We start from the raw sequence: 19,399 nt of genomic DNA, 5'->3' as shown, positions 1-19,399 counted from the left end.
TAAGAACTACTGCCTAACATATCGCGTTTGAGGACAGACAGAAACACGGTCTTCGGTTGCTCGATAAGGGTTGATATCTAAGCCCCCGCGGCGCGTATAACGAGCCATTACACTCAAAGATGTACATCCACACTTCGCCAAAATATCAGTAAATATTTGCTCACAGCAATGTTCGTGAAAGTCCTGACAATTGCGGAAAGATACCACGTAGCGTAGCAAACTTTCACGATCAATCTTAGGCCCTTTGTAGGAAACAACCACAGTCCCCCAATCTGGTTGACCCGTTACCGGACAATTCGATCGTAACAAATCTGAATATAAGGTTTCTTCAACAAGCTCATCGCTATCAGCTTGAAGCAGATCTGCGTTTGGCTCGTACACAAAATCTTTGGCATCCAGATGATCAACGCTTTCACCAGCTGGTAGGTTTACCGCTTGAATATCAACAAGGTCGTGTAACTGAACCGTTACTGCAGCACCTGCTGCTGTACTCAAGTCCTGCTCTAGAGTTTCAATCAATGCGTCTTTACTTTTTATCTTCTCTTGATTAAATGAATTGAGATACAACTTAAACGACTTAGACTCGATGATATTCTTCGACTGACAAGGAATACTAAAAACCCCAATGGCGACTTCTGGCTTACCATTAGTGTTTAGCCAAGACACCTCAAAACTCGTCCAAACATCTTCACCAGCAAATGGTAAATCCGTGTCTTCGATCCCTAAACTCGCGCGAGTTTCACTCCGTGCAATTGGGAATAGCACCTCGGGTGCGTATCGATCTAAATAATTCGTTTCTTTACCTAACTGGCTGTTCTCAACAATCGCCATACATACCTCAAATAATTTTCCGTCGCGCTCGTATTGCTATAAAGCAGTTACCACGAAGAATCGCAGTCTAGCTGCGAATGCCCTTGCCTTTAGAAAGTAAAAACAAAGCCGTCGAAAATAATAGAACAATAAAAACAATAACCATCCCAAACGCGAATCGAATATCGATATCACTCACACCCAATATTCCGTAACGAAAAGCATTCACCATATATAAAATCGGGTTCGCTTGAGATACGTTCTGCCAAAACTCTGGCAGAAGCGAAATACTATAGAACACACCACCGAGGTAGGTGAGCGGCGTTAATACAAAAGTAGGGACGATAGAGATGTCATCAAATTTCGTCGCGAATACTGCATTAATAAATCCGCCAAGCGAAAATACAATCGCAGTCATTATCACCATACTGGCCGTCACCAGTACGTTGTGAACAACTAAATCGGTAAAGAATAAAGAGAGTAAGGTAACGATAATCCCTACCCCAACACCACGCGCAACACCTCCGGCAACGTAACCGCTCAGCACAACCCAGTTTGGAACAGGTGAAACGAGTATTTCCTCAATACTGCGCTGGAACTTCAAACTAAAGAAAGACGACACCACGTTTGCATAAGAGTTAGTAATCACCGACATCATAATCAAGCCTGGGACAATAAAACTCATATAGTCATAGCCGCCCATTTCTCCGATACGAGGCCCGATAAGATTGCCAAAAATGACAAAATACAAAGCCATGGTAATCGCAGGTGGAAGCATCGTTTGCGCCCAGATTCGTGTAAATCGACGAATCTCTTTTACTACGATGGTCGTAAAAGCAATCCAGATTTGATGTGCGTTCATTTGGTTTGCTCCTTCGAATTTAAGTCTTGGCTAGAGCTAACCAAAGATAAAAACAACTCTTCCAAACGGTTACTTTTATTGCGAATACCCAATACCTTCCAGTCTTCATCTTTGACGGCATCAAAAAACGTCCCTAAGTCTCTTCCCTGCTCGACAGTCAGCTCGATAGCACCGTCGTACGTTAGCGCGGTATCATATCCATCTAACTCTGGCGCCTTACTTAATGGCGGCGTCGTTTCGAAGACATAGGTTTGCTTGGTTAACTTACTCAGCAATTCGTGCTTTGGACTATTCTCGAGAATTTCACCCTTATCAATGATGGCAATATTGCGACACAACTCCTCAGCTTCTTCGAGGTAGTGTGTAGTCAAAATGATGGTAGTACCCGCATCGTTAATTTCTTGAAGGAACTTCCACATGGATCGACGCAGCTCAATGTCAACGCCAGCAGTAGGCTCATCTAGAATCAGCAATTTTGGCTTATGAATAAGTGCTCGTGCGATCATTACACGGCGCTTCATGCCACCGGAAAGCATTCGAGCCGGCTCGTTGCGTTTTTCCCAAAGACCAAGTGCTTTTAAATATACTTCTGCGGTTTGCTTCGCCTCTGATGCAGGAATACCGTAATAGCCCGCTTGCGTCACAAGAATATGCTCAACTTTCTCAAACTGGTTGAAATTGACCTCTTGCGGTACGACGCCCAAACAAGTCTTTGCCTTCTCGAGCTCGCGATCTAAGTCATAATCAAAGATTTTTACCGTGCCGGACGTTTTATTTACGAGTGAGGAGACAATACCAAGCGTCGTTGATTTACCCGCTCCATTTGGTCCTAACAAAGCAAAGAAGTCCCCCTTCTTCACATTCAAGGAGACATCTTTTAAGGCAACGTGCCCATTGTCGTAAGTCTTGTTCAAGCTCACGACCTCTAACGCATTGGTCATCGAGATATTCACTTTAGTAGGTTTGAGGCAGTTTGTATGAGGGCGCACTTATCAAATTTCAAGCGATCGTCAAAAAAGACTTTGATAAGCGCAGATGAGGAGAGCGCGTAGGAAATGTCAGTTAGAGATATTTAGTAGTAAAAAGCCAAGCTTACATGCCCGACATTATATGCTTCAGACTCCATTTAGAAGTTGCGCCAGACAGAAGGAAGGCATTCTCATCAATGCCAAATGCTCCCTTAGGCAAACTATCTTTAATATATAGCGCCTCTGCTTCGGAATGACTTTCATTCCATGCTTTTAAATCCAACTTACGGCCGCTTTTCAGCAATTTTTTGTCTTTATCCGTCACAACAATAATCTGTGGAAGCAAACGTCGTTCGCTATTGTGACCTGTAACAATTCCAACTTCTTGAGTGCTCAGTTCAACCAAGGTTCCAGTCGGAAATACGCCAATCGCTTCGATGAAGCGTTCAACAAGATCTTTTTGAAACAGGACGTTTCTTTGCTCATAGAGTTCCGCGACAGCCTCTCGAGGCGACAAACCTTTACTTTCACCCCTAGGCGTAATCATCGTTTGATATTCGTCCACTAAGCCCGCAATTTTTGCTAATAAAGGAATTGTTTGACCAGTGACACCTTTCGGGAACCCTGAACCGTTGTGTCTCTCGGCATGAAACTCAACAATGCTCAACACACTGTCAGGCAAGCCATCACATTCTTTCAGAATATCTAAACTGTGCTGAACGTAGGACTGATAATTTGGGTTCTGCTTGCTATCTTCTGGTTCAGCATCTCTCACAGACTGCTCTAACTTTATCTTTCCGATGTGTGACAAGAGCACGCCAACCGCTAGACTTTTCATCAAAGGCTTTGTTAACCCAAGGTGTCTTGCAAAAACGAGCGCCCAAATCGATGCGCGAACCACATGCTGATAACCTTGTTGATCTTCATCGTCCATTTTTGCCAACCAGATAAGCGCGTCTGGATTGCGAACGACACTCACGACCATGCTCACTGCAAGCTTTTGCGTATCTTGGACGCTTACTTGCTCTCCATTCGCGACACTCTCACAAATGTTTCGAACAGCATCATTTACTTGTTGATGTAATCGTTTTACGCGCGCCGCTTCTTTCTGAATACTTACTTCAGACTTATAACTTTCTGGCGATTTGATAACCACTTCAGGAAGTTCCAGCGTAGCTTGCCCGCTTTTCTTTACACCGGAAGATGATGCCTTACTAGGATTAAATGCAGCGTGCTCTGCATGAGCATTTTTTACGCGCGTTTTTTTACTATCGATAAAGACGTGGCTACAAAATTGAGCAATCGCTTTTCTATCGTCTTCGGCCCGTATATAAAAACCCTGAAGCGGAAACGGCGTTTCGTGCCACGGACGATCTAGGTCTGCAACAAACATCCCTTCTTGCAGATTCGATACCGCTGTTTTGACACGTTCAACACTCATATCTCGTTCTCTTTACCCGTTAACACGCACAATTCTCGTTATTATGACTCACTCAAAAATTGATACCACTAAAGCCTGTAAGCCTTTGTAACGTATAGTAATTAACGACCCTGCGTTGGGTCACATACCGACGAATGATTCCATAATTGAGGTACGTGCCCATCCTTATCACTACCAGGTACGGTCTTAGTCGAAACCACATAGGGAATACTCGATGGCTTAAGATAATCACGGTTTACCCACTTCCTACCAACCCTTACCTGAGGCTCTTTAGGCTGACAACGCATGATTATCTGGATTTCATCACCTAAATATTTGATCTCCCCAGCCCCTTTCGCGTCGACAACATAAGCACAAGCCTTACCTTTTTCTATGGGTAACGCCCTGTGATCTAGATCTTTGCGCTCAGACCCACAGTAAGCAATCCCTAACTGATCATTAGGGATGCACGCTCTTTGCGCCCGAAAATTAGCATCATAGAAGCGCACAGCGCGCTGCGAGCACTGAGCCTGTAATACGAGAGGAGTTGAATAGCGTTCTCGGGAGTTGAACCCTTGTACGTCAATAGTTTCCCAATGAACACGAAACTGTCTCAACTCGCCTTGCGAGTTCTCTGCCTCAAAAAAACCATAATGCGTTGTGGTTCTTGACGTTGCACAGCCTTGCAAAAGCAAGCTGAAACCGAGCAGAAAGACCGAGAAAATTTTCAATAAAGTCATTTATATACAAACTTTTTGTAGAACTTGTCTTAAGACTAGCAAGGAATACGCATATTGGCCCAGATCAAGACAAGTTATTTACTTGCATAAAAAGCTTGCTTAATGCATTCTCGATATTAAAATTGAAATCGTTCTCATTATTAACTTCATTAAGGATAAACCATGCGTTTTGGAATTAAGTCACTACTCGCCGCAATGCTATTTACCTCAGTAAGCAGCAGTGCGATTGCATCAGAAGAAGTCAATGTCTACTCATACCGCCAACCATTTTTGGTAGAACCATTATTCAAAGGCTTCACTGAAGAGACAGGAATCAAGGTAAACGTGGTATTTGCCAAGAAAGGTCTAGCAGAGCGCCTTAAGCGTGAGGGTGCTAACTCTCCGGCTGACTTAGTATTCACTGTTGATATTGGCCGCCTAAATGAAGTTGTTGAAATGGATTTAGTTCAGGCTGTTAACTCAGATACTCTTAACAGCAATATTCCTAGCCAATATCGTGATCCAGAAGGACTGTGGTTTGGTCTTACGACTCGTACTCGCTCTATCTACGCATCAAACGAACGTGTAAAAGATGGCGAAATCACAACATATGAAGAGCTTGCCGATGAAAAATGGAAAGGTCGTATTTGTACTCGTAGCGGCAAACACCCATATAATTTAGCGTTGATCGCTTCAATGATCGCTCATCACGGCGAAGCAGAAACGGAAACATGGTTGAAGGGCGTTAAAGCAAACCTTGCTCGCAAACCACAAGGCAATGATCGCGCACAAGTAAAAGCTATTTATGAAGGAGTATGTGACCTTTCACTAGGCAATAACTACTACCTAGGCAAAATGCTTCAAGATGAAGAGCAAACAAAATGGGCAAATGCCGTTAACATTCTGTTCCCTAACTCTGCAGATCGCGGTACTCACGTAAACATCAGCGGCATGGCATTGACAACGAGCGCACCAAACAAAGCAAACGCCATTAAGCTAATGGAATACTTAACAGGCGAAACAGCTCAAACAATGTATGCTGAGCAAAACTTTGAATACCCAGTTAACCCAGCAGTTCAACCAAGTGAACTCGTTGCATCTTGGGGTGAATTCAAAGCAGATCAACTACCTCTTGCTGACATTGCCGGTTTACGCAAAGCTGCTGCAAAGCTAGTAGATAAAGTAGCATTCGATCAATAATGCATCGACTCATAAAGAAAGCGGCCTAGAGCCGCTTTTTTTGTTTATACTAAGTTTCTTTAAGACAACCGAATCATTTCTCTTTGCGCACTAATAGCCCGACATATCCCGTTAAATCTTTTTGGCGATCAGAGCATTACTGGAAGCTCAGTGCTTTTTTAACGACCAGCATCATCTGCCTACCAGTATTGGCCGTTTTGTATTTAGCCGCATTTCCAGACGACAACATTTGGGTTCATTTATCTGAGACAGTACTTCCTGCCTATATTAAAAGCACGCTGATATTAATGCTCGGAGTTGGATGTCTGAGTACCGCTTTAGGCATTGGTGCTGCATGGTTAATAAGCCATTATAGTTTTCCAGGCAAACGTTTTTTCACGTGGGCGTTATTACTCCCTTTTGCGATGCCTGCGTATGTGATTGCTTATGTCTACACTGACTTTCTTGAATATGCTGGCCCTCTCCAATCAATGCTTAGAGAGATATTTGGCTGGCAATCGAGCAGAGACTACTACTTCCCCGAAGTCCGAAGCATGGGGGGCGCCATTATCCTCATGTCACTAACTCTATACCCTTATATCTACATGCTGGCTCGCGCCGCATTTTTGCAACAATCAGTTTCTCTTTACTACGCCGCTAGAAGCCTGGGTTCGAATTCTTTTGGCTTTTTCTTCCGCGTATCATTACCGATTGCGCGACCTGCAATTGTCGTCGGTCTATCTTTGGTTCTGATGGAAACACTGAATGACTTCGGTACCGTTGATTACTTCGCAATTCAAACGCTGACTGCAGGCCTTTATGACACATGGCTGAATATGAGCAATTTAGGCGGTGCAGCTCAAATTGCTACCGTGATGATGTTAGCTGTCGTGTTTTTAATCATGATGGAGAGAAAATCTAGGGACCAACAGCAGTCGTTTTCTAGCAAAACTCAATCACGTCCTCTGCCAACTCAACACCTGACTGGAAAAAAGGCTTTCTTCGCTACTCTACTCGCATCAACACCAATTGTTTTTGGTTTCTTAATTCCGGTCATCATTCTTTCCGACTATTCGATTCATTACTTTGACAAAAGCTGGAACACGCAATTTTTTACCTACGCATTTAATAGTTTTTCTCTGAGCTTTAGCGCCGCATTCATCACTTTAGTCATCGCATGTATTTTGGCTTATACGAAGCGCTTAGATAACTCAAAATTCACCCGCTCTATGACACAAGTATCTAGCCTAGGGTACGCAATTCCAGGTGCCGTTTTGGCAATCGGCGTAATTATTCCGCTCGCGGGCTTTGATAACTGGCTTGATAGCATTGCTCGCAGCCATTTCGGATTCAGCACTGGCTTATTATTGAGTGGAAGTATTGCGGCATTACTTTTTGCCTACACTGTGCGCTTCTTAGCCGTCGCAACCGGAGCTATAGATTCAAGCCTTGAGAAAGTTACACCATCGATGGACATGGCCTCTCGATCTCTTGGAAAGAGCAGCCTGACAACGCTAATACGCATTCACTTACCGATCATAAAACCAGGCGCATTAACGGCCATGCTTGTCGTGTTTGTAGATTGTATGAAAGAGCTTCCTGCAACACTGATACTGCGCCCATTCAATTTTGAAACACTGGCAACGCATGTGTATCAATTTGCGTCAGATGAACTGATAGAACAATGCGCATTATCAGCTTTAGTAATTGTTATTGTGGGAATTATTCCTGTGATTTTACTTAGCCGCTCAATCAATCGAACGTAGTACTTATCTGAAATGTTGAGACATAAAAAAAGCGACCCAAGGGTCGCTTTTTTTATCGCTGGGAACTTATTCCCAAACTACTTTAGCTCTACCAGCATACCAACCATCAATTTGATCTTTGTACTGTCCTTCAACAACATCACGCTTGATCTTCATTGTTGGCGTTAAGAAGCCATTCTCAATCGCCCAAAAATCTTTTACAACAACCATGAACTGCAAAGCTTCATGCGGATCAACCGTTGCATTCACCGATGCCATTAGCTCAGTCAAACTCTTCTCTAAGTTTGCACGAAAATCTGGCTCATCGCGTTTTGGCAATGCCTCTTCAGAAAGATGAATCAATGCGTGAGGCTGCGGACACTCAGCACCAGCAACACATACCATTTCAATTTCATCGTGACTGATGATTTTATTTTCAATTGGCGCCGGAGCAACGTACTTACCCTTACTCGTCTTAAAGATCTCTTTGATACGACCAGTAATTTTAAGGCGACCCATGTCATCGATCTCACCTTTGTCACCAGTTAGCAAGAAACCATCTTCGGTGAAGCTTTCTTTGGTTTTCTCATCGTTTTTGTAATAACCCATCATATTTGCAGGGCTGTTCACTTCGATTTCACCAATCTCAGAAATACGCTGCTGAACACCGGGTAAGGGCTCACCAACATAACCAACACGCGAACGGCCAGGTAGTGAAATATGCGAGTAAGCAAAATTCTCTGACATGCCATAGCCTTCAAGCAGCTCAAGGCCAAGACCGCGGTACCACTTGATAATTTCTTCAGACAACGGAGCAGAACCACTACCAGCAAACCGACAATGCTCCAAGCCTAGTCCAGTCAATACTTTCTTCTTCACAATGCCTGACAGAATTGGCACTTTTAATAGACGATTAAGTTTCTTAGGAGGCATTTTCTTGAAAATACCTAGCTGGAACTTAGACCATAAACGCGGCACTGAAACGAATACTGTCGGACGTGCTCGCTGAAGGTCTTGCAAGAAGGTGTCTAACGCTTCTGCAAAATAAAGTTCGAAACCAATGTAGAACGACGACTGCTCAACAACATAACGCTCAAACACGTGCGCAAGTGGCAAGTATGAAAGCATGCGATCTTCAGTGAATAATTTAAGAGCCTGAGATGCACCGGAAGCAGCTACACCCATTGCTCCAAACGACAACATAACGCCTTTTGGACGACCGGTACTACCTGAGGTGTATACGATAGTCGCTAACTCATCTGCTGAACGCTCAACTTCACCCTCAAGAGGAGCTGTTTCAGCAATTAATGAATCCCACGTTGGGTAATCATTTTCTGGGCTTAAAGGATAAGAGATACAAGGCATGTCAGCTGGAACGCCCGGAGCCATATCTTCCCAATCATCGAGCTTACCTACGAATAAAGCTTGCGCTTCACTGTGCTCAAGAATGTAGCTAACCGTGTCAGCATTCAATGTTGGATAAAGAGGAACCGTCACATGACCTGCCATCCAGATTGCTAGATCTGACATGATCCAGTGGGCACAGTTTTTTGAAAGAATCGCTATTTTACTTTTCGGAGGGAGGTTCTGAGCTTTGAGGTAGTTCGCCATACGTCGGGCTTCGTTCATGGCACGTGCCCAAGTATATTCTTGCACTACACCATTACCCATTGGCTGAGTCATATAGACTTTATCAGCTCTTTGTTTTTCCCACTTATAAACAGACTCTAAAGGAAGCGTCACATTCTGAACTGCACTCATAATTATTCGATCGCCTTTTATTCGTATTTTAGAAAACGTGTTTCATTAATTTTTTGACAATATTTTTGAATGATAAAAGGACTGAGTTCAAATTGAAACAACAATTTAAACTCAGTCCCGATAGCGCAAATTAGCCTTGCTTATACAAACCCTAAACTCCTACGGTCAATCCCATAAGACAGATTCTTTCGCTTTAAACCAAGTCTCAACTTTCGGCGCGTAATGTGACTCAATCACATCTCTTTTTATTTTCATCGTTGGTGTTAAGAAATTATTCTCAATCCCCCAGACATCACTCACCACAACAATAAACTGAATTGCCTCATGCTGATCTAAGGTTGCATTAACAAACTTGATTAATCCCTTAAGGCTCTCCGAGGTTTTGTCGCGAAATGCTTGATCACCATGCATAGCCTGCAAATGCTCTGGCAAAACAGCCACAGCATATGGTTGAGCACAATCTGCACCCGCAACGCAAACAACTTCAATCGCTTGATCGACCATCAACTTATTTTCGATAGGCGCTGGCGCAACGTATTTACCTTTACTGGTCTTAAAGATTTCTTTAATTCGACCTGTAATCTTTAATCGACCTAACTCATCAATCTCGCCTTTATCTCCCGTCAATAAGAAACCATCTTCGGTGTAGCTTTCTTTGGTTTTCTCATCATCTTTGTAGTAGCCCATCATCGCAGCAGGGCTTTTAATTTCTATCTCACCTTTTTCAGAAATTCGCTGCTGAACCCCAAGCAATGGCTCGCCGACATACCCGACTCTAGCGCGACCAGGCATACTGATATGTGAATAAGCAAAATTCTCCGACATGCCATACCCTTCCATCAATTCCAGTCCTAAGCCTCGGTACCAATTAATAATATCTTCTGACAAAGGAGCTGAGCCACTCACAGCAAAGTGACAATGATCTAAGCCCAAGTTCTTCAATACTTTTTTATTTACAAGAGAAGATATGATCGGAATACTCTGAAGGAACTTCAGTTTTTCAGGTGTCATTTTCTGGAATACACCGAGCTGGAACTTCGCCCATAATCTCGGTACAGAGATAAAGACCGTTGGTCGCGCACGCTTTAAGTCCTGAACAAATGTATCAAGCGCTTCTGCAAAGAAAAGATGAAAACCCACATACAAAGACGCCTGCTCTACGGCATAGCGCTCAAATACGTGCGCCAAAGGCAAATAAGAAAGCATGCGTTCTGAATCTTTCATCTCAAGTGCCTCAGAAACACCTTTCGCTGCCATACTCATAGCCCCAAAAGAAATCATGACACCTTTAGGTTTGCCAGTACTCCCCGAGGTATAAACAATCGTTGCTAACTCATCGGCATCACGAACCGTTTCTTCCATAAGCGGTTTATGGTCGGCAACAATTTGCTCCCAAGTTTGGAAATCATTTGGCGGGCTAAGTGAATAAGATAAACAGGGAAGATCATCTGGAACACCAGCTTTCATCTCATCCCAGTCATCCAATTTACCAACAAAAAGAAGTTTTGAATCACTGTGTTCTAGAATATATCGAACGGTCTCTGCGTTTAATGTCGGATACAGAGGTACAGTGACATGCCCCGCCATCCAAATAGCCAAATCTGACATGATCCAGTGCGCACAGTTTTTCGATAAAATAGCAATCTTGCTTTTGGGAGGGAGGTCTAGAGACTTTAAATAGGAGGCCATTCTTCTCGCCTCACCAACCGCTCGATTCCATGTGTATTCTTGTACCTGATCCCCGCCCATCGGCTGTGTCAGATATAAGTCATCAGCTTTTGCTTTTTCCCACTTATAGGCGTAAGCGAGTGGCGATAAAAATCCGTTATTTGCTCCCATGAACCCCTCTCTATTTATTATTGGTGGACTTACGAAGAGCAACCATCATAAAAGCAGTGCCACAAAAAAGATATGTTAAATGCAGCCAAGCGACTATTTGCAGTGTGATTGCAAACACAACAAGCAATAATAGAATTTGCTGCGCTCTGAAATCTCGACTATATCACTACGGCGCTTGGTAATTTTGCTAGGCTAATCATCACAATTAAAACGATAACCATAGGCTTAAGGAACTGATATGTCGCCTAATCAGGTCGTATCGAACGAGCATATGGATACCTTGAAGTCGCCATACACATGTATCAAATGTGGCGAAGGTTCTATGATACCAGCCGTTCAAGAAGGTGAGCCGGAGTACACCGAAAACTATCTATGCGTGAAGTGCCATTTCCATGACACGATTCCCGCGCATGGGATACTCATTAGTCAAGCAGCAACGAGTGTCATAGGACTGTTGCTATGCTTCTTTCTATTTTATGACTATGTATTCGCCTCAACGCCAGATTCTGCTAACACTGTCGAACATAGCGCCTTAGGTTTAGTCGTTGGAGCGTTTTGTATTGGCTTTATTTTTGTTCTTTTTAAAGCATGGAAAGGACATTTGCTAAGACAAAGCTACTTGACTCGTTAGCAACCAACCAAGAAGTGACCCTACTAACACCAATGCTAAAACAGGCTTCGTGATAGCAAGCAGCTTGTTACGTACTCGACGCCTAGCTCTTAACTGTGGCAAATCTTTTAGTAATGAACTTGGCTCGTTCAATGGATAATGTATAAAGACCGCACCGTCTAAACATTGATTGTAGTCGCTGCTTCTCGCGATATTTTTGACTGCGCCCTCAACAGAGTTAGGTGATTCAGACAGCATCAGATCCAAAGCATCACCTATCTTAGAAACATTAGGCAATAATAAAGAGTTGCCAAACACCAATATTTCATCAGTATGAAGGTCGCCGATAATTCGCTCAACCTTATGAGAAGATTCCGAAATTAGAGGCAATACGCCCTCATCTCCATGGAGTAAGGCAGCTCCCATCTCGCCGATCCAACACAACTCATAATGGAACGAATCAAAGCGGCATAGAAGAATATTTGCACCATCACGCTGAAATTCGTCAAGTACACCAAGGCCAGCTTTCAAAGTCTCAGAAAGGCTTAAACCACACTCAAGACCATTCTGAATTCGCTCGTTCAGCGCGGATATATCAAAACCAGAATCAACACAAACCCATACACCATAGTCACTTAATTCAAATGAAGAAGACTCAGAAGATCCGAGATGGATATAGGTATTAAGCATGCCGAAAAAACCATTGTATTTTTGCGGCAGAGGTTATCAGTGCACAGAGCAGTTAGATAGAGGAAATACTTACCATGCGATTACATATTTGAGCACACAGTAAAGAAACAATTAAATTAGTGAGAGCTAACCAATTTCGCTTCATCCAGCATAGCCAAGACAACTTTATCCGACATCACTGGATTTGCCATAGAAGGTTCGTCATCCCCTTCAACGAGAATAACCTCTTCATCGAGTTCCTTTACCTGTTGCAAGAACTTTGCAGTCATCATGCTTTCAGGAATAGGACGATGAAGAGTAGGAATAGATTCTTCTTTCGGAGGGTTAACTTTATAGCTCGCTAAATCAACCGCTGGAGCGATTGCTTCAACATGATCATTCTCGGCAGCAGAATCTAGAAAATTACTAGTTTCCGATACGTCAGCTGCACGAAAAGCTTTGATCTCATTTTGTGCAGGCTCTACATCGTCAAAAAAACCACCGATGTAATCATCAAGAATTTGCGAAGCTGTTGTATTTGAAGATTCTGAAATGGGTGCAGATTCAGGCTGTGAAGGAGCATTACTTTCTACTGAGCGAGAGAAACGATCAACAATGATTTCTTCCGAATCAATCGATTGCTTGATCGTAACGTGTTCATCGTTCTGCTTTTTCGTTGCAATACGATACTGTCGAGCGACTTGAACACCCAGTAATGCGAGCAAGAGACCACATGAGGCCTCAAGCACGTGAATAAACATGCTGATGAACATACCTTGGCTTTCCCTAGTTGCACTTTCGGAACACATCACCAAACATCAATGTTTTAGGTTGTTCCGCTATATTATTTATAGTTTTTTGAGTATCTGAGGCGTTTAGTAAGCGATATTTAGCCTCAATATCTTTTAGCAACAAGCGCGTTGCAGCGTCTCTTTACAAACTTTTTCTATACAACTTTTTTAAGAAAAAACATTATACGAGTGTGATCGTATCAAACTGTGATTGATTGTCCAAATCGGTCAATTAGCGACCATTAAATTTGAGCTAATTCAGCGTCTAATTTTTCAATTTCTTCTCTAATCTGCGCATGCATCGAGGCGCATAATTGCGGTATATCGTCTTCGGTTTTCCCTGCGGCGTCAACGGCAGGCAATATGTCTATCAAAACCTTTCCTGAACACCATTTATTTAAATCTAAACGCCCCGCATAGGTGCTTGCAGCAATGGGAGTTATCTTACACTGAGCTTGGACTGCGATATGGAAAGCCCCTTTCTTAAACTCTCCTAAGCCCTTTCCTAGGTTTCGCGTTCCTTCAGCAAAGACCCATATTGAGCGACCTTGGTCATTAATTGCTTCACTAACCTGACCTAATGCATCGATTGAGCTTTTTGCATTCCTGCGATCAATGAGAACATTGCCTGCCAGCCAATACAATTGACCAAAAAAAGGAATCCATTTCAATGAACGCTTCCCAATGCTAGCTGTACCGTGCGGTACAATGCAGCCAAGCACATAAAGATCAAGATTGGACTGATGATTCGAAACGATGACGCCTGGTTCAAGTTTCTTGAAACGTTCTTCGTTACGCACTTCAACATTAACACCCAAAAGCTTCAAACCACCATAGCTAAATGCTTTTGCCATAATTCGGTTATTATCGAGATTGAATGGACGGCATAGACAAACGAATACACCCAACACCGCAACCACAACAAAATACAGCGAAAACAAAATAATTCGAACCAACTTCAGCATCGTCAAAAACTACCTAACGCAATGTAATACAGAGGCGCACAGTATAGTGTTTGAAACAAAAGTACAGATAATTTTTGTGAGATTTCGCGTCACAAAAAAGATGAGCTACGCTTTACGCAGAAACGAGTAAGCTTTTTAGGTGTTCTCTTGTACATACACAGCTTTATATTCCTTATTCTTATTAGCCTTCATCTGATTGCCCCTTTGTCTTATGCGGACTCTAGCGTCACAAGCGCAGGCGATGTCCAGACACCCGTTGACGCCGAAGAAAAATCTACTTCAGAGGATACGCCTGAAACCGAAGATTTATATTCAGTCGCGAACGCCGAATTCCGTGATGCACTGAGCGCAGTGCATCACGATGACCTGTTTGAAATTATTGAGCGCGGCTCAATCCGTGTTCTCGTTACCTATAGCAAAACACATTTTTTTCTTGATAAAGCGCGCCAGCACGGTCTCAGTTACGAGATGCTCAATGCCTTTGAGCAGTACTTAAATAAGCGTTACAAGAAACGTCGTAAAGGACGCGCATTGTCAGTGATTGCAATCCCCGTAACGCGTGATGAACTCTTTGAAAAATTAGAGTCAGGGCAAGCCGAACTCGCCATTGCCAACTTAACTATTACACCTGAACGCAAGCAATTCGCAGATTTTTCAATCCCTACCATCAAACAAGTTAAAGAAGTCATTGTCGCCAATAAGAGCGCTCCCATTTTAAAAAGCATTGATGACCTCTCTGGAAAAACCGTATTCGTTCGGGAGAGCAGCAGCTTCAATCAACATTTACTCGAACTTAATGAGTCATTTGTCGCGAAAGGAATTCCTCCTGTCATCGTTATTCATGCCGATGAACATTTAGAAGTCGAAGATCTCATAGAGATGGCCAACGCCAACCTCATTCAATACACCGTTGCAGATGACCATATTGCAAATTTGTGGCTAAAAATATTTGACGATGTCACCTCTTATCCGGGACTTGCAATTAATACTGGCGGGAGTATTGCTTGGGCTGTCCGAAAGAATACGCCAAACCTTATTTATGAAGTAAATCGTTTTCTCAAGCGTCACCGAAGCGGAACACTGTTCGGCAATGTCGTAAAAAATAGGTACTTAGAAAACCCTTACTGGGCCAAGAAGGCTCTTACAGAGGACAGCAGAGAGAAGTTTGAAACGGTGGTAGGTATTTTTGAAAAATATGCCGACTTGTATGATTTCAATCATCTCATGTTACTCGCTCAAGGCTATCAAGAGTCAACACTAGATCATTCGAAGAAAAGCCCTGTTGGCGCCATTGGTATTATGCAATTGATGCCCAAAACCGGTTCATCAATGAAAGTGGGAGACATAAAAGAACTAGAGAATAATGTGCACGCTGGAGTGAAGTATTTAAGAAAGATTATCAATCACTACTTCAACGACCCCAAAATTTCAGACGCCAATAAGGTACTGTTCGCATTTGCTGCTTACAACGCTGGACCAACAAGAATTCATCGATTGAGAAGAACAACAAAAAAACTTGGTTTAGACCCAAACAAATGGTTTGGTAACGTAGAGCATGCCGTTGCTAGACATGTAGGCAGAGAAACGGTGAGTTACGTCGCCAACATTTCAAAATACTTTATCGCTTATCAATTGATTGAGGAACAGCAGAAAATTAGAGATGCCGTTAAAGAAAGTAGCAACGACACCTTCTAAATACTGGATTACAGAGAAGCACCATCAAATACAGTAATCTCTAACGCGCGAGCATCGACATCATCTAAGCAGACTACATTGACTCTAAATTGACCAGGCTCCCTGCGCGTTTCATGAAAAGTGTAAATACCGCATTTATTACAGAAAAAATGTTCTGCCACCTCAGTACCAAAATGGTAGCTACTTAAACACTCGTTTCAATAGACAGATCATTTGCAGCAATCGAGAGGGGCGTCATGACAGCCCCTTTGCGCCGACAGATTGAACAAATACATAGCAAACCGCTCTCGATTTCAGGTCCATCAAAGTTAAACTTGACCGGACCACAGTGGCAACTTCCTTGATGCTTCATCTTATATTTTCCTCTATGCGATAACTTTCTTAAGCTTTTCTAGATAATTATTTTCCAAGTCTCCAGATATAAAACTACTTCGAATGCTATTTTCAGCAAGACGCGCGGCTTGAGCTCGCGTCATCGCTAAATCATTTGCCATGAATTGAAAGTTATCTAACAAGTATCCTCCAAAGAATGACGGGTCATCTGCGTTAACAGTCGCCATCAACCCCCGATCGAGCATTTGAAGGATTGTGTGATCAGCCATCTTCTCAAACACTTTCAAACGCACATTGCTTTGCGGACAAACCGTCAGAGGAATACCCTCTTCCACTAGCCGTTCAACAAGCGCTTCGTCTTCCAAACACCGAACGCCGTGATCAATACGATCAACTTTGAGTAAATCTAAAGCCTCATATATATATGACGGCGGTCCCTCTTCACCAGCATGAGCGACAGCCTTCAGCCCAAGGTCTCTAGCCTGTGCAAAAACACGCTCAAACTTAGAAGGAGGATGCCCAACTTCCGATGAATCAAGCCCTACTCCGAGAATATGATGCAAATATGGCTTGGCTTGCTCAAAGCATTCGAATGCATCCTGCTCACTGAGATGCCTCAAAAAGCACAAAATCAATCCGCTCGTTATGCCAAGTTGTGTTGCCGCGTCGCTCAGTGCCCGCGTTATTCCATCAAACACCACACCTATATCGATCCCACGTTCGGTGTGCGTTTGAGGATCAAAAAACAACTCCGTATGCACAACACCTTGCTCGTGACAGGTAAGTAAGTAAGCCCAAGTCAGATCATAAAAATCTTGTTCGTTTAATAAGACTCCCGCACTTTGATAATAGATATCTAGAAACGTTTGAAGGTTCGTAAACTGATACGCTTCACGAACCTCTTCCACAGAATTGTATGGTAGAGCCACAGCATTACGTTCAGCGAGTTTGAGCATAAGTTCTGGCTCAAGAGAACCTTCAATATGCAGATGCAATTCCGCCTTCGGCAATGCGCGTAAAAAGGCCGTATCCGCTACTTCCTCAGGTCTCGAAGTAGTCTTCCAAATATCTCTCAACTTACTCACCAAATTTCGATTTCATTAAAAATATGCATCTCATTTTGCCATCAAGGCTATCGAATGCAAACGCACTACAAATCCTTTAACTAACCTTGGTCTTATGCATCACATTTAACAATGCACCGAGCATAATCAAAACAACCCCGACTACTGCAAGTATGCTCGGCACTTCAGCAAAAAACATCCAACCAAAAATAACGGAAAAAACAACCTGCACATAAGAAAATGCCGTTGCCCTCGCAGCAGTTTCTGTTTTCATCGCTTTTGTTAAGCCCTCTTGACCGATCTGAGTAAATATCCCCACGGCCAATAAAACAAAATACGTTGTCCAAGACTCTGGCACCACAAAGTCGTTCCCTAATACAACAAGAGAAAACGGTAAAGCGATTAAGGGGAAATAAAAAATAATGACGGAGCTGTCTTCAAGGTGACTAAGTTTTCGCACCAGCACATAAGCAATGGCACTGCCGAATGCTCCAATCAAGGCAAAAATAACGCCTAGTTGATCGAGTTGAGTAAGACTACCTCCATGCACCCAACTTGGCTCAACAACCAAAATTAAGCCGACAAGACTCAAAACGATGCTCCCCAACAAAGACGCATGAAAACGCTCGGCTAAAAAAAACAAAGCTAGTACTGCGACGAAAACAGGGTGTAAATATTGAAGCATCGTGGCTTCGGCAAGAGGAAGACGAGTCAATGCACTGTATACAGCAAGCAAGGCCACTGCACCAACAAAACCTCGCGCAAACAATAGACCTCGATGACTCCCTAAAACAGACAAGCCTTTTCGCTTGGCAAAAAAGTAGCTAAGGAGCAGAGACACCAGCGCTCGCGCTGCCACAATTTGTAGCACTGGAATACCATCCTCGAATGCCAGCTTTACACAAACAGCCATCAACGAGAACCCCAAAGCGCTCAGAAGCATATAGCGCAATCCGATAGAAAAATTCATATGCATCTAGCTCTCTCAATTTTGAAATGCATCTATACTTTCTGTTGAACAATATGAGGAACAAAAAATGTTCAGCTGGAAACAACTTAATATAAAAAACAAGCTCATACTTATCATGAGCTCAGCGCTTATTATTTCGATGGCAATATCTATGCTCATCACTAACTATTTGGTGAGCTCTAGTACTACAAAGCGCGTCGGAGAAACTGAAATCCCCGCCATATTATCTAGTTTATCGAACGAGCTTGAGCTTCAAATTGCCCTGCCGCTGAATACAGCAAAAAATATGGCCAGTAATGCCTATATTAATGACTGGATAAAACAAGGCGAAAGCGCTGATGGCCAACCTGATCTGGCAAACTATTTAGCGCAAATCCAAGCCAGCACAGGCGCTAAATTTAGCTTCTTAGTCTCAGCGGAATCTGAAAACTATTACACTGGCGGAGGTATTCTACGATCCGTTAGTCGCGCAAACGATGGCTGGCTTTATAGCTTCCTAGACTCTCCAAACACTTTCAGCCTAGATTTAGACCAAGATACTACCACAGGAATCTTCACCCTGTTCGTCAACTATCGTGTTCAGTCTGGCAAGGCGGTGACGGGCGTCGGTATTACTGTTGAGGAATTATCGAAGCTGATTCAAAACTATTCAATCGGCGAAAATGGGTTTGTATATTTAGTCGATGGAGAGGGCCAAGTTCGTGTTCATCCTGAGACATCGCTTGCCGGTAGTGCGAACCTAAGCACGCAAGAAAAGACAAAGAACTTCTCAGAATCTCTCCTAAACAAGGAAGGGCGAATCATCCTTGAAACCGGTTCTGATACGATTCTCGCTTCACGTTATATTCCGAGTTTAGACTGGTACATTATTGCCGAAATCCCAAGCAGTGAAGTGTATGCAGCCATCAGTAACACAACCAACGCTATGATCATTTTGAATGTAATTCTGATCGCGATCATCGTCGCGATCAGAATTACATTCAAAATGATCATAGCGTT

The 19,399-nt window shown here is 43.1% G+C and carries 17 protein-coding genes; 5 read left to right on the top strand and 12 right to left on the bottom strand.

Features of this window, described 5'->3' with window-relative positions; genetic code table 11:
• Positions 1-6 precede the first annotated feature (6 nt).
• The 5 genes from queF to A3739_RS04025 form a co-directional block, all read right to left on the bottom strand.
• On the bottom strand, positions 7-831 hold the full coding sequence (gene queF, locus A3739_RS04045; RefSeq protein ID WP_068476548.1) for an NADPH-dependent 7-cyano-7-deazaguanine reductase QueF: 825 nt from the start codon (positions 829-831) through the stop codon (positions 7-9).
• Between the two features lie 67 nt (positions 832-898).
• Complete coding sequence (locus tag A3739_RS04040) at positions 899-1,672, bottom strand: ABC transporter permease (protein ID WP_068473135.1); 774 nt, start codon at positions 1,670-1,672, stop codon at positions 899-901.
• Positions 1,669-2,613 carry an ABC transporter ATP-binding protein gene (locus tag A3739_RS04035; RefSeq protein WP_068476550.1) on the bottom strand — a complete coding sequence of 315 codons (945 nt, stop codon included), beginning with the start codon at positions 2,611-2,613 and terminating at the stop codon, positions 1,669-1,671. The genes A3739_RS04040 and A3739_RS04035 overlap by 4 nt, the downstream gene beginning before the upstream one ends.
• A 151-nt stretch (positions 2,614-2,764) precedes the next feature.
• A complete protein-coding gene (locus A3739_RS04030) occupies positions 2,765-4,081 on the bottom strand; it encodes a DUF3391 domain-containing protein (RefSeq protein ID WP_068476552.1) in 1,317 nt (438 codons plus the stop codon).
• A gap of 101 nt (positions 4,082-4,182) precedes the next feature.
• A complete protein-coding gene (locus A3739_RS04025) occupies positions 4,183-4,800 on the bottom strand; it encodes a hypothetical protein (protein WP_068476554.1) in 618 nt (205 codons plus the stop codon).
• A 162-nt stretch (positions 4,801-4,962) separates the two neighbouring features.
• Between A3739_RS04025 and A3739_RS04020 the strand changes: the two genes are divergently transcribed.
• Positions 4,963-5,979 (top strand): Fe(3+) ABC transporter substrate-binding protein, encoded by a 1,017-nt coding sequence (locus A3739_RS04020; protein ID WP_197468953.1) that lies wholly within the window; start codon positions 4,963-4,965, stop codon positions 5,977-5,979.
• 83 nt (positions 5,980-6,062) lie between these two features.
• Positions 6,063-7,724 (top strand): iron ABC transporter permease, encoded by a 1,662-nt coding sequence (locus A3739_RS04015; protein WP_068476557.1) that lies wholly within the window; start codon positions 6,063-6,065, stop codon positions 7,722-7,724.
• Positions 7,725-7,790: 66 nt separating this feature from the next.
• Here A3739_RS04015 and A3739_RS04010 read toward each other — a convergent pair whose 3' ends face one another.
• On the bottom strand, positions 7,791-9,464 hold the full coding sequence (locus tag A3739_RS04010) for an AMP-binding protein (protein ID WP_068476559.1): 1,674 nt from the start codon (positions 9,462-9,464) through the stop codon (positions 7,791-7,793).
• Between the two features lie 165 nt (positions 9,465-9,629).
• Entirely contained in the window at positions 9,630-11,303 is a 1,674-nt protein-coding gene (locus tag A3739_RS04005) for an AMP-binding protein (RefSeq protein WP_068500409.1), read from the bottom strand.
• A 238-nt stretch (positions 11,304-11,541) separates the two neighbouring features.
• Here A3739_RS04005 and A3739_RS04000 point away from each other — a divergent pair, with 238 nt between their 5' ends.
• Entirely contained in the window at positions 11,542-11,934 is a 393-nt protein-coding gene (locus tag A3739_RS04000) for a hypothetical protein (RefSeq protein WP_068476562.1), read from the top strand.
• Here A3739_RS04000 and A3739_RS03995 read toward each other — a convergent pair.
• The 3 genes from A3739_RS03995 to A3739_RS03985 all read right to left on the bottom strand — a co-directional run bounded on the left by A3739_RS03995 (position 11,908) and on the right by A3739_RS03985 (position 14,338).
• Positions 11,908-12,603, bottom strand: a complete 696-nt coding sequence (locus A3739_RS03995; RefSeq protein WP_068476564.1) for a hypothetical protein — start codon at positions 12,601-12,603, stop codon at positions 11,908-11,910. The genes A3739_RS04000 and A3739_RS03995 overlap by 27 nt on opposite strands.
• Before the next feature lie 116 nt (positions 12,604-12,719).
• On the bottom strand, positions 12,720-13,355 hold the full coding sequence (locus tag A3739_RS03990) for a hypothetical protein (RefSeq protein WP_068500406.1): 636 nt from the start codon (positions 13,353-13,355) through the stop codon (positions 12,720-12,722).
• A gap of 260 nt (positions 13,356-13,615) precedes the next feature.
• Complete coding sequence (locus A3739_RS03985) at positions 13,616-14,338, bottom strand: 1-acyl-sn-glycerol-3-phosphate acyltransferase (RefSeq protein ID WP_068476568.1); 723 nt, start codon at positions 14,336-14,338, stop codon at positions 13,616-13,618.
• Between the two features lie 147 nt (positions 14,339-14,485).
• Here A3739_RS03985 and A3739_RS03980 point away from each other — a divergent pair, with 147 nt between their 5' ends.
• Positions 14,486-16,033, top strand: a complete 1,548-nt coding sequence (locus A3739_RS03980) for a lytic transglycosylase F (protein WP_068476570.1) — start codon at positions 14,486-14,488, stop codon at positions 16,031-16,033.
• Between the two features lie 365 nt (positions 16,034-16,398).
• Here the strand turns inward: A3739_RS03980 and A3739_RS03975 are convergent, their stop codons facing one another.
• Both A3739_RS03975 and A3739_RS03970 read right to left on the bottom strand, forming a co-directional pair.
• Complete coding sequence (locus tag A3739_RS03975; protein ID WP_231876714.1) at positions 16,399-17,442, bottom strand: adenosine deaminase; 1,044 nt, start codon at positions 17,440-17,442, stop codon at positions 16,399-16,401.
• An 85-nt stretch (positions 17,443-17,527) separates the two neighbouring features.
• Positions 17,528-18,406 carry a DMT family transporter gene (locus tag A3739_RS03970; protein ID WP_068476572.1) on the bottom strand — a complete coding sequence of 293 codons (879 nt, stop codon included), beginning with the start codon at positions 18,404-18,406 and terminating at the stop codon, positions 17,528-17,530.
• Positions 18,407-18,467: 61 nt separating this feature from the next.
• Here A3739_RS03970 and A3739_RS03965 point away from each other — a divergent pair.
• Positions 18,468-19,399, top strand: a 932-nt coding sequence (locus A3739_RS03965; protein WP_197472029.1) for a cache domain-containing protein, incomplete at its 3' end; no start/stop codon positions are given.

Source organism: Oleiphilus sp. HI0067 (assembly GCF_001635735.1).
The sequence above is the reverse complement of the archived record's forward strand: the minus strand, read 5'-3'. Positions and strand labels throughout refer to the sequence as shown.